Annotated in this window: 14 protein-coding genes; all 14 read right to left on the reverse strand. The window is 40.9% G+C overall.

The window, feature by feature from the left end; all coding sequences use genetic code 11:
- Window positions 1-37 precede the first annotated feature (37 nt).
- The 14 genes from CVS81_RS05150 to rpmE all read right to left on the reverse strand — a co-directional run bounded on the left by CVS81_RS05150 (window position 38) and on the right by rpmE (window position 11,495).
- Window positions 38-700, reverse strand: a complete 663-nt coding sequence (locus tag CVS81_RS05150; RefSeq protein ID WP_107965304.1) for a hypothetical protein — start codon at window positions 698-700, stop codon at window positions 38-40.
- Window positions 697-2,034 (reverse strand): amidophosphoribosyltransferase, encoded by a 1,338-nt coding sequence (gene purF, locus CVS81_RS05155; RefSeq protein ID WP_107965305.1) that lies wholly within the window; start codon window positions 2,032-2,034, stop codon window positions 697-699. The genes CVS81_RS05150 and purF overlap by 4 nt, the downstream gene beginning before the upstream one ends.
- A 270-nt stretch (window positions 2,035-2,304) precedes the next feature.
- Window positions 2,305-3,075 carry a 4-hydroxy-tetrahydrodipicolinate reductase gene (gene dapB, locus CVS81_RS05160; protein ID WP_004318062.1) on the reverse strand — a complete coding sequence of 257 codons (771 nt, stop codon included), beginning with the start codon at window positions 3,073-3,075 and terminating at the stop codon, window positions 2,305-2,307.
- Between the two features lie 313 nt (window positions 3,076-3,388).
- Complete coding sequence (locus tag CVS81_RS05165) at window positions 3,389-4,327, reverse strand: NAD(P)/FAD-dependent oxidoreductase (protein WP_103634423.1); 939 nt, start codon at window positions 4,325-4,327, stop codon at window positions 3,389-3,391.
- Between the two features lie 9 nt (window positions 4,328-4,336).
- Window positions 4,337-4,783: a hypothetical protein gene (locus CVS81_RS05170; RefSeq protein ID WP_103613250.1), complete on the reverse strand. Its 447-nt coding sequence runs from the start codon at window positions 4,781-4,783 to the stop codon at window positions 4,337-4,339.
- On the reverse strand, window positions 4,783-5,097 hold the full coding sequence (gene trxA, locus CVS81_RS05175; protein WP_021092602.1) for a thioredoxin: 315 nt from the start codon (window positions 5,095-5,097) through the stop codon (window positions 4,783-4,785). The genes CVS81_RS05170 and trxA overlap by 1 nt, the downstream gene beginning before the upstream one ends.
- 73 nt (window positions 5,098-5,170) lie before the next feature.
- Entirely contained in the window at window positions 5,171-5,512 is a 342-nt protein-coding gene (locus tag CVS81_RS05180) for a YraN family protein (RefSeq protein ID WP_107965306.1), read from the reverse strand.
- Between the two features lies 1 nt (window position 5,513).
- Window positions 5,514-6,776 carry a homoserine dehydrogenase gene (locus CVS81_RS05185; protein ID WP_107965307.1) on the reverse strand — a complete coding sequence of 421 codons (1,263 nt, stop codon included), beginning with the start codon at window positions 6,774-6,776 and terminating at the stop codon, window positions 5,514-5,516.
- Window positions 6,773-7,981, reverse strand: coding sequence for an LL-diaminopimelate aminotransferase (locus CVS81_RS05190; protein WP_107965308.1), 1,209 nt, complete (start codon window positions 7,979-7,981; stop codon window positions 6,773-6,775). The genes CVS81_RS05185 and CVS81_RS05190 overlap by 4 nt, the downstream gene beginning before the upstream one ends.
- Window positions 7,982-7,990: 9 nt before the next feature.
- The gene (locus tag CVS81_RS05195) at window positions 7,991-8,773 is read right to left on the reverse strand and encodes a hypothetical protein (protein WP_107965309.1); all 783 of its coding nucleotides are present in this window, start codon (window positions 8,771-8,773) and stop codon (window positions 7,991-7,993) included.
- On the reverse strand, window positions 8,767-9,702 hold the full coding sequence (locus CVS81_RS05200) for a phosphatidylglycerophosphate synthase (protein WP_107965310.1): 936 nt from the start codon (window positions 9,700-9,702) through the stop codon (window positions 8,767-8,769). Before CVS81_RS05200 ends, CVS81_RS05195 begins: the two co-directional genes overlap by 7 nt.
- The gene (gene rlmB, locus CVS81_RS05205) at window positions 9,695-10,375 is read right to left on the reverse strand and encodes a 23S rRNA (guanosine(2251)-2'-O)-methyltransferase RlmB (RefSeq protein ID WP_012001059.1); all 681 of its coding nucleotides are present in this window, start codon (window positions 10,373-10,375) and stop codon (window positions 9,695-9,697) included. Before rlmB ends, CVS81_RS05200 begins: the two co-directional genes overlap by 8 nt.
- Before the next feature lie 100 nt (window positions 10,376-10,475).
- Window positions 10,476-11,291 carry a 16S rRNA (cytidine(1402)-2'-O)-methyltransferase gene (gene rsmI, locus CVS81_RS05210; protein ID WP_107965311.1) on the reverse strand — a complete coding sequence of 272 codons (816 nt, stop codon included), beginning with the start codon at window positions 11,289-11,291 and terminating at the stop codon, window positions 10,476-10,478.
- A 3-nt stretch (window positions 11,292-11,294) separates the two neighbouring features.
- A complete protein-coding gene (rpmE, locus tag CVS81_RS05215) occupies window positions 11,295-11,495 on the reverse strand; it encodes a 50S ribosomal protein L31 (RefSeq protein ID WP_009295018.1) in 201 nt (66 codons plus the stop codon).
- Between the last annotated feature and the right edge of the window lie 32 nt (window positions 11,496-11,527).

An 11,527-nucleotide genomic window follows, 5' to 3' on the forward strand; every position in this document is an offset into this window, starting at 1 on the left:
TCATGAAAAAGTATAAATTTTAGTGTGTAAGTGTCTGCTAAAATGTGCAGAGTATGTCAAGCAGTCTGCCAAGCTTTTGCATATCGTTTAAGAAAAGCTGGTTTGGTTTTTGTGTAAATTCTTTAGCTTCTTCTAGGATTTTGGGCTCTAAGATGCTATAAGCAAACTCCTTTTTTAGTATCTTTGCGCCCTTTTTATAAACAAATTTTGCATCAATTAAACTTGCAAAAAAGCTATCATCTCTTAAGTAGTAGTTGGTGCTCGCATTTACAAAAACTGGCTTTTGAGCTAAAAACTCAGCGCAAACGCCATTTTGTGATCTAAATTTAACACTCTCAATCACATCAGGCCTTATCTCGTAAAACCTTATCTCGCTAGATTTTTTAAGAGCTAAAACGTCACTAGTTTTGTTTAAATTTATAAAGGCACTATCTGCTTCAATGACGTTTATAACGCCATTTACTAGAGAATAAGCACTTGTCGTTTTGTTTTGATCAAGAAAATTTACCATACCAAAAAATGGCACGCTGGCATTTTTATCAGCTAAGCTTGGCATGCTTTTTATGAGTAGTTGCTGCTTTTTGCCATTTAGCTCAAAGTAGCTCACCATGATAGAAATTTCATCCTTTTTGCTAGGCGTCTTTTGCGAGCAGCCCGCAAAAAAGAGCACCCCAAGCAGCAAAACTACTAAATTTCTCATTTTATGAAGTAATCACCATCAAAGCTTACAAGCGAGTATTTTCTCTCGTTGCCGATACTCTCTTTAAGCTCATCGATGCTCAAAAACTCCAAACTGTCAGCTCCGATATACTCTCTGACCTCTTCGACGCTTTTTTTGGCGCTTATTAGCTCCTCAAAGCTTGGTGTGTCGATGCCGTATCGCTCAGGATACTTGAGCTCAGGGCACGCAACTCTGAAGTGAATTTCTTTCGCCCCTGCGTGTCTTAAGAGATCGACCACCTTCTTAGAAGTGGTGCCTCGAACGATGCTATCATCGATCACGACGATGCTTTTACCAGCTAGTACGCTTGACATTGGATTAAGTTTTAGCTTGACCTTTAAATTTCTCATCTCTTGGCTTGGCTCGATAAATGTCCTGCCCACATAGTGGTTTCTGGTGATGGCTAGCTCAAATGGAATTTTGCTCTCGTTTGCGTATCCAAGTGCTGCTGGCACGCCACTATCTGGCACGGGCACGACAAAGTCAGCCTTTACCTTGCTCTTTCTAGCTAGCACCTCGCCCATCTTTTTTCTCACTTCATAGACGCTTTTGCCCTCTATAACGCTATCTGGGCGCGCAAAATAGATGTACTCAAAGGCGCAAACTCTAGGCTCTGGCTCGAAGATTTGCAAGCTTTGAAACTCGCTCTTGCCATGCTCAAAAACTATCATCTCGCCAGGTCTAACATCTCTTATAAATGTCGCTCCCACAAGATCAAACGCACAAGTCTCGCTAGCTACGATGTATCCGCCATCTTTTAGCCTACCAAGGCTTAGTGGCCTAACGCCCCAGCGGTCTCTTATGGCAAAGGTCTTGTGACGTGACTGCACGAGCAGGCAGTAAGCGCCTTTTATCTTATCAAGTGCTGCGATGATGCGATCTTGTAGGTGTTCGTCGTGGTTTCTTGCGATGAGGTGGATGATGTTTTCTGTGTCCATATTTGTCTGAAATATCGCGCCATCTTTGATAAGCTCGTCTCTAACCTCGTCTTTATTGACCAAATTTCCGTTGTGAACGATCGAGATTTGACCTAGGGCGTAGTTGGCGGCTATTGGCTGGGCGTCACGGCCTGAGTTTTTGCCAGCTGTTGCGTAGCGGTTGTGGCCGATCGCCATGTCGCCTTTTAGTGAGCTCAAGATCTCTTCGTTAAAGACTTCGGTGACTAGGCCATTGCCCTTGTGAGTGGAGATCTCGCCGTCGTTACAGACGCTGATGCCACTTGCCTCTTGACCGCGGTGTTGCATAGAAAATAGCGCATAATACGCCGTTTTCGCCGCATCCTTAGAATTTATGATACCAACTATCGCACACATCTTTTATCCTCTTTTCATCTTTTAAATTTCATCTTTGTAATTAAATTTCATAGCCAACGCTAAGCAATTTTTGTAAGTGGCTTGTTGTCTAATGGCTACACATTTGCCGTTATTTGCATCATTTATAACAATCCACATGCGCTAAAACTAAATTTCATCATCTCAAATCAAACTCATTAGCTCTTAAATTTTGTCATTTTTCACGCTCTGACAGCGTAGAATTTATCGCCAAATTCTAGCTTGTAGCTCTCTACATCATCAAGACCAAATTTAATCATCAAGCCCCAAACTATCATCTATCGAGTATAGGCCGCTGCTCTGATCTTTTAGCCAGATGGCAGCCTTAATGGCACCTTTTGAAAAGGTCGCTCTACTAGTTGCCGTGTGGTTAAGCTCAATAAATTCGCCGTCATTGTAAAAGCCAACCGTGTGACGACCGACCACGTCACCGCCACGTAGCGCCATAACTGCGATCTCGTCTTTACTTCTTGCGCCCACCATGCCAGCCCTGCCAGTCACTAAAACATCTTTTAAATTTAGATCCCTTGCCTCTGCCACACAGCCCGCCAAGGTCATCGCAGTGCCGCTTGGAGCGTCCTTTTTGTGTCTGTGATGCTGCTCGACTATCTCTATATCAAATTCTCTTAAAACTTTCGAAGCTATCCTTGCAATTCTATTTAACACTGCTACGCCTAGACTCATGTTTGTTGCGTAGAGTATTGGCATAGTGCCTGATGCTAGATGAAGCAAGTTTTTTTCGTCGTCACTTAGTCCAGTCGTGCCGATAACCAGTGGTTTTGGGTTGGTTCTAGCGTAGTTTAGCAGTGCTACGGTCGCCTCTTTTTGGCTAAAGTCGATGATAACGTCGCACGCTTCAAAAAATTTAGCAAAGTCGTTTGTCAAAAGCTCGCTACTTAAATTTTCAACTTCATTTTTTTGGCTAAAAGCGACGCTTAAAGTGGCGTCTTTTTCATCTTTTAAACAAGAGATGATACTTTGAGCCATCTTGCCACTAGCGCCATAAAGTCCTATTTTTACCAAAATTTATCCTTTGATTTTTGGTTGAAATTTAACATAAAATTTATTATAGAGAGATTACGAAATAGCTTTTGAAAAGGGCTACTTGTAGCTAAAATTTAATTAAAAATTATCATTTTGGTAATTATTAGACGCACCAACTTTTGCCTATTTTGTGTAAAAAGGCTATTGCACATGCCTTAGAGTTATTTTATTAATGCAATTTAAAAAGTGTTCTGATAAGCCTAAAAACCAAGCAATTTTAAAATGTAAATTTTTGCTAAGAGGTTTATTTTGAAAAAGAAATTTAGCCAAAAAATTTGGCTAAATTTGAGTATTAATGCAAGCTTTCTATGTAGCTCATAGCGCTAAGTGCAGCCACAGCGCCATCACCTGCAGCTACGATGACTTGTTTTGGAGCGTCCTCTCTGATGTCGCCTGCTACAAAGAGCCCTTTTAGGCTAGTTTGCATCTTAAGGTTTGTCTTAACCTGTCCGCCATCAGCCATTTCGCAGATAAATTTACCGTTTTCATCTTTTAAAATTTCGTTATTTACATTTAGTCCGACGAAGGTAAAAATGCCCGGCACATCAAGCACGCGCTCGCCATTTTTGGTATCAAGCACGATCTTTGTTAGACCCATATTATCGCCAAGTGCCTCTTTTATCGTAGCACTTGTTATAAACTCGATCTTCTCATTTTTTCTAGCTTTTTCAACGGTTGTTGGCGCTGCTCTAAACTCGTCACGTCTATGCACTAGATAAACTTTTGAGCAGATATTTGCTAGATAAAGTGCCTCTTCAACAGCTGTGTCGCCACCGCCAAGAACGGCTACCTCTTTGTTTTTGTAAAAGAAGCCATCGCATGTTGCGCATGTGCTAACGCCTTTGCCAAAGAACTCGTCCTCGCCTTTAAAGCCAGCACGTCTTGGGGTTGAGCCAGTCGCTACGATGACAGCCTTTGCCTGCTCGCTCTTGCCGCCTTCAAGTAAAATTTCAAAGCTGCCGTCACTATTTTTTCTAACACCAACGACGTTTGCCCACTTATGAACTAGTCCAAATGCACTGCACTGCTTCCACCAAGTGCTCATAAAGTCAAAGCCACTCTCGCCAGGGGCTTTTTGGCCTGGGTAGTTTTCTATCTCTGAGCTAGAGGTGATCTGACCGCCAGGCTCGCCTTTTTCAAACATTACAACATTTTTTAGTCCGCCTCTAGTGGCGTAAAGTCCGGCGCTTAGTCCTGCTGGACCGCCTCCGATGATCGCTAAATCAAGCATAAATTTCCTTTATTCTAAAACATTTATGGACGAATCTTGTTTGTAAATTTCGCCCCTTTGATGAACTATCTCAACACTGCTAGGTAGCTTTGTGATGCTTAAATTTCGCATAAGCTCTAGGACTGTATTTATATCTGAGCTTATATATTTTAGTGTTGAGTTTGACTCATATCTTTTTTGAAAGATATCGATCGCCACAACTGTTTCATTTTTGGTTGGTAAAATTTCGTCTAATTTTGATTGATTTGAGCTGAAGATTAAAAGCGTGTATTTTGGCTCTTTTGGAGTGAAAATTTCGCTTTTTTCGTAAAAAACTAGCTTCGCAAAATCAACAAATTTATATTGTGAAAAACGATAGTTGCTATAAGCAAATGCAGCTGCTATCATAGCTGCACCAAAAAATGAACCAAATATATAGGTAAGAGGAAGTAGACTTCCTCTTCTTTTTTCGCTCATTAAAGAAGCGAATTTAGTTTGTCAGTTAGGGCTTGTTTTGACTGTGCACCGACCATTTGCTCAACTAGCTCGCCATTTTTGAAAAATAGCAATGTTGGGATCGATCTGATGCCAAACTCAACTGCAAGATCTTGTACTTCATCAGTATTTACCTTGCAAATTTTCGCTTTGCCCTCAAAGTCTTCAGCAAGCTCTTCGATCACTGGAGCTAGCATACGGCAAGGTCCGCACCATGGAGCCCAGAAATCTACTAGAGCAACGCCTTCTTTTGTTACATCAAAATTTTCTTTTGTGAGTTCGATGTATTTTCCCATTTGTTCTCCTTATTTTCAAGATGTGGCAATTATACAAAATCAAATTTAAATTTTAGCTAAATAATAAATTTTATTATAAACTAATATTTTCTATCAGCTCAAAATTTTCATTTTTAACAACAAGTAGATCAAGCTGATAGTCCCTGTTTGGCTCATTTTTCATCATATAAAAATTTATCGTTTTTAAAATTTTCATATATTTTGCCTTATTTAGCCTATACTCTGCTTCGTATCCTCTGCTAGTTGCTTTTACTTCAATAAAATGCAAAATTTTATCGCTACTTAGTGCGATGATGTCGATCTCGCCAAATTTAGAGTGAAAATTTCTCTCTAAAATGACAAAACCAAGCTTACGCAAAAACTCGCAAGCCCTATCTTCGGAGCTCTTGCCAAAGAGATACTCTTTTAGCCCCAAACTACTCCTCGATCCTCATCATAAATGGCTCTTCTTTTATATACTCTTGCTCTTTTAAAAGCTCTATCGTTCGCTTCGCATCGGCCTCCAAGCTCGTGTGCGTCGTGAAAAATAGCACGGCATACTCGCTCTCATCTTTTGGCTTTTGTAATAAGCTGTCAATCGAGAGATTATTTTCGCTCATCAAATTTGTTATCTTTGCTAGCACGCCCATTTTGTCTTCGACTTTTAGTCTAAAGTAATACTTCGTCTTTATCCTGTCGCGATCAAGAAGCTCTAAGGTGTTTAGCTCAAATGGCGCTTTGTATCCAAGCATAGGCGACTTGCTATCTCTTGCGATGTCGATGAGATCGCTAATTACCGCACTTGCTGTCGCGTCGCCGCCAGCTCCAGGCCCATAGTACATAGTCTCGCCAACGACCTCGCCAACGACACTGATCGCATTTGTTACGCCGCTTGCCTTTGCTATCATTTTATTTTGCGGCACAAGCGCTGGATGCACGCGTAGTTCGACCTTGCCCTCGCTTTTTTTAGCGATGGCTAGAAGTTTTATTGAGTATTCAAAATCTTTTGCGAAAAATATATCCTCTGGCGTGATGCCTTGTATCCCTTCGATCAAGATATCCTCTGGATCGCCGTGCACGCCATAAGCGATGCTTGCAAGGATGAGAAGCTTGTGAGCTGTGTCAAAGCCACCCACGTCAAAGGTAGGATCAGCCTCAGCGTATCCAAGATCTTGTGCCTTTTTAAGCGCGTCTTTGAAATTTGAGCCCTCATTCATCATCGAGGTTAGGATGTAGTTGCTGGTGCCATTTAGTATGCCATTTATGCTTAAGATGTGGTTGGCACTAAGCCCTTCTCTTAAGGCTCTGATGATCGGTATGCCACCAGCCACGCTTGCTTCAAAGCCAAATGGCGTGTTTTTAGCTAAATTTTGCAAAGCATATCTGTGATAGGCAAGAAGCGCCTTGTTTGCAGTGACGACCGCTTTTTTGCGCTTTAAAATTTCGCTCACCACTCTAAAAGGCTCTTCAACGCCGCCCATAAGCTCGACGAAAACATCGATATCATCGCGGTTTATGACGCTATTTATATCGTCAGTCAAAGGGATGCCAGCGTCTCTTTTTTTATTTAAATTTCTAACCACACCGATGGCTGGCACTATCTCCTCGCCACATCTTGCTGCGATTAGCTTTTTGTTTTTTAGTAAAATTTTTGCAACCGACTCACCAACGGTTCCAACGCCCAATATCGCTACATTCATTCAAATTCTTTCAAATATTTTTTTATATTTCTTGCTGCTTGTCTTATCCTGTTTTCGTTTTCGATAAGAGCTAAGCGCACATAGTCGTTTCCGCCCTCGCCAAAACCAATGCCCGGGCTAACAGCAACTGAAGCCTTTGTAAGAAGCTGCTTTGAAAACTCAAGACTGCCTAAGTGGCTAACCTTTGGTGGAAGTTTCGCCCAGATAAACATGCTGGCATTTGGCTTTTTAAGCTCCCAACCAGCCTGAGCAAAGGCCTCTATCATCACATCTCTTCTTTTTTCATAAATTTGGCGTATCTCTTCAACGCAGCTTTGATCGCCGTCAAGCGCGACCGTGGCAGAGACTTGAATAGGCGTAAACATACCGTAATCAACCCATGATTTTATCTTTTTAAGTGCGGCGCAAAGTCTCTTATTTCCGCACATAAAGCCAACTCTCCAGCCAGCCATGTTGTAGCTTTTTGAAAGGGTATAGCACTCTACTGCAACGTCTTTTGCGCCTTCTACTTCAAAGATGCTTGGAGTTTTGTAGCCATCAAAGGTAAGATCAGCGTAGGCGATATCTGAGATGATGTAAAATCTCTCTTGCTTTGCGATGCTTACAAGGCGCTCGTAAAAGCTCTTTTGTACGGTCACGGTCGTTGGATTGTGAGGGAAATTTACGACTACATATTTTGGCTTTGGCGAGCTTGCGTGTATCGTCTGGATTAAGTTTTCAAAAAATTTATTCTCATCTAGCTCAAATTTATCGTTGTAGTGAAGTGGCATCTTTGCGACGCTTCCGCCAGCAAATAAAAACGCTTGCGTGTGTATCGGGTATGCAGGATCAGGCACGATAGCCACGTCGCCTGGGTTTATCACGGCTTGAGCAAGATGCACAAAGCCCTCTTTGCTACCCATTGTGGCTACTGCTTCGGTATCTGGGTCTAAATTTACGCCGTATTTTCTCTTATACCAGTTGCAAATGGCAAGGCGGAGCTTGTAAATTCCAGCACTGGCTGAGTAGCCGTGGGTCTTGTCTTTTTGTGCGCTTTCGCATAGTTTATCGACGATATGTTGCGGTGTTCTGCCCTCTGGGTTACCCATAGAGAAGTCTATGATGTCCTCGCCAGCTCTGCGTGCTGCCATTTTTATAGCATTTACTTCGGCAAAAACGTAGTTTGGCAAACGCTCAATTGTATTAAATCTTATCTCATCAAACACTGTTTGCTCCTATTTTATAAGCTTGATAATTATCTCGTTTTTAATGTTAGTTATGTCGCTATTATCGCTAATTAACGCATATTTTGCGTCGTTAGCTAAATTTATGGTGTAGTTAGTTTTTATCTCGTTTTCTCTTTTTAGATCGATTTGGTTTAAATTTTTATCATAAATTCTAACAAGTGGCACCCATTTGTTTGGCTCGTTTGAGATGATATTTAGGCTACTTGCACCTGCTACATCTACGATATAGACGCCGCCACTTTTGACAAGTGGGGTCTCTTCATTAAAATTTACTTTTGACGCATCAAGGCTCATATTTTTAGCATCCAAATAAAGCGCTAAATTTCCATCAAGCCTATCAAATCCCATGATCTTAAAGCCGCTTTTACTAAGCGTGAAATTTAGTAAATTTGGATCTATGCCGCCACTTTTTAGGGCTAAAATCCCATAAGAAATTTCACTGCCATTTTTTAGAGAATTTACCCTTGCCACGCTTATATTTGCATCTTCAAGAGCTAAATTTATCGATTTTACAAATAGTGCTGAGGGGACTTTTTGCGTGCTTATAAATTTTAAATTTAAGCTATTTGAGCTAAAAGAGAGAGTATCGTAGTTCGAGCTTTGCTTTAGCCTTGAGACCAGCTCGCCGACGTTTAGCGAACCGTTAGTGTCTAAATTTTCTAAAGAAATTTGCAAATCTTTTCCGCTGCTTAGTGCATTTGCACTGCTATTTAGATCAAAAGCGTATGAAAAAACGCTAAAAAGAAGAAATATGGCTAGTTTTTTTACCAAGATTTGCCCTTATTCATCTCGACAAACTCGTCATAAGTTAAAAATTTCATATCGCCATTTTCTACTAAAAATCTAGCTGGACGGCTTGGGTTATACTTTGTCACTTTATCGCCGATCTTAAGCTCGATGTTGCCATTTCCGCAAACGACTAGCTGTCTTTGGTCTAAATTTATATTGACACTTTTGCTTGTGTCGCTTGATGTTTTTTGGCCATTTTCAAGGTTGATGATGCCTATCCAAACGCGTTGTTTTGGTGTGATGACCGCCTCATTTAGCGGCTTTGTCACGTTTTGCTCTACTTTTGGAGCTGGCTGGGCTGCCATGCTAGGTTTTGCGGCATTTTGATCAACGCTAGCAGGACTTACAGTCACGTTTTGCTCAGCTGGAGCTGAAATTTTCACGCTTGAAGCGTTTGCATCGATCTTTGGAGTGTTTTGAGAGATCGTTACATTTGTGTCGATTATATTTTTCTTCACTTCATTGACGATGCTTGATTGCGAGTAGCTCACGCTTGTGTTGTCTTCATTTAAGGTCGCGATGAAATTTTGGACGTATTTGTACGCGTCAAAATAATAAGCCCCACCGCCGATGATAGCTAGGATGATGATCCAGAAGAAAAAGCCAGATCCGCCGCCTTGCCTTTGGTTTGTTATATCATCAGGCGTGTATGAGGCGATCTTTGGGCTGACCTTGGTTTTATGGCTATCATCAGGGGTATTTTCTTGCATAAATGCGTCGTATTCGGCTAGAAGTTCGCCAAGATCGACGCCATACTCACGCTGTAAAATTTTGGCGTAGCCTCTCATGTTTAAGCGTGATAATTTTTCAAAATTTTTGTCAAAAATGTATTGTAAAAATGTCGGTTCAATGTGCGTTTTACGCGAAATTTCCTTTATGCCTATCTCTTTTAAATTTTCTAATTCATTCATCTATCATCCTATCACAAATTATCGCAAAAGCTGCACTTACATTTAGGGAGTCCCAGCCGTCTTTTAGCTTGATACCGACGCACTCATCGCACTTTGCTAGAGCTTTTTGCGGTATGCCTTCGCCCTCTGAGCCCATCACCAAAGCCCTTTTGCCAGCAAATTTCATCTCTTTTATATTTTTGCCGTTGCTTGCCGTCGCGTAGAGCCTAAAACCACACTGTTTTAGCTCGTTTAGAAGGCTAAGTCCGTCTTCAAAGATCGCTATTGGTATCTCGTAAGCAGCACCGCTACTTGACCTTAAAACACCTTGCATATTTACACTTTTTGTAACGATAACAAGTCCTTCGCAGCCTAGAGCATAGGCGCTTCTAGCGATGGCGCCGATATTTCCGACGTCACTTATGCCATAAAGCACGGCGATGAAATTTAGCTTTTTTAGCTCACTAAAGTCTGAAAACTCAAACTCACTAACGCTTGCTAAGAAGCCTTGATGGTTGCCGCCATGCGCCATCGACTGCGCCTTTTGATTATCCACGCGGATGATCTTCTTGCCAGTGCCACAAATTTTAGAGAAGAGTTTTTTATCACACTCTTTTGAGAGATAGATCTCTTCTAGGATCTGTGGGCGCTTGTTCAAAATATGTAAAAATAGCTGTTTTCCGTATATTATCATAGTGGCTTATGGTAGCTAAAATCAAGTAAAATTTAACTTATTTTGCTTCTAAATTTGAGTGAATTTTTGAAACTTTTTGGAGAAATTTGAGCTTTTAAATTTATGCTTTTATGAGCTCGTCGTATATCTTTTTGACGTCCTTGCCAGTTATTTTGCTAAGCAGTTTTGCCTTTGCTTTTGGGGCGATGTCAAGCGAGATGATCTCATCTTTTGTGATATTTTGAGTGACTATGTTAGCACTTTTTGAGATGACCACCGCCCACTCGCCGTTTAAATTTGCTTTTTCTAAAATTTGGGCTAAATTTTTGGCTGTATTTTTAAATTTAGTCTCAAATTTTTTGGTCGCCTCTTTTATGGCAAAAATTTCTCTTTCTGGTTCTAAATTTGCAACGCTTTGCACTAAGCTTAATATGCGTTTTGGGCTTTCATAGATCACAGCTGGATAGGCTAAGCTTAGAGCATTTTGTATAGCTAAGGCTCTATCTCTGCCGGTATTTGGCAAAAATCCTAAAAAAACAAATTCTTTATCGCAAAGTCCGCTTGCAACCACGCTTAAAAGTGCAGCGTTTGCTCCGCTTAAAATTTCGTATTTGATATCATTTTTTTGAGCGTATCTTACTAGGCTAACGCCTGGATCGCTTATGCCTGGCATGCCAGCATCGCTCATATAAGCTATATTTTTGCTCAAAATTTCATCATTTAAATTTGCGAAAAATTCATCTTCGTTATGGGTGTGAAGCGGGATAAAATTTGAGATATTTATATTTGCGTCAAAGCGTTCGTTTAGCAGATTTACAAGACTTTTGCAAACTCTTGTATCTTCGCAGATAGCTATCTCGCATTCACGCAAAATTTTGATCGCGCGAAGCGAGATATCTTCTAAATTTCCTATTGGAGTAGGAACAAAGTAGAGCAAGGCTTATTTTTGAGCGTATTTTTTCTTAAATTTCTCAACACGGCCAGCGCTATCAACTATCTTTTCGCTGCCTGTGAAAAATGGGTGGCACTTGTCGCAAATGTCAATTCTGATTTCGCTTTTGTTTGACTTTGTCTTAAAAGTGTTGCCACACGCGCAAGTTACGGTGCAATCTACATACTCTGGATGGATCTCTTTTTTCATCATCTTTCCTTTATTATTTTGGGCTATTTGTT

Source organism: Campylobacter concisus (assembly GCF_003049065.1).
GTDB classification, from domain to species: Bacteria; Campylobacterota; Campylobacteria; order Campylobacterales; family Campylobacteraceae; genus Campylobacter_A; species Campylobacter_A concisus_BE.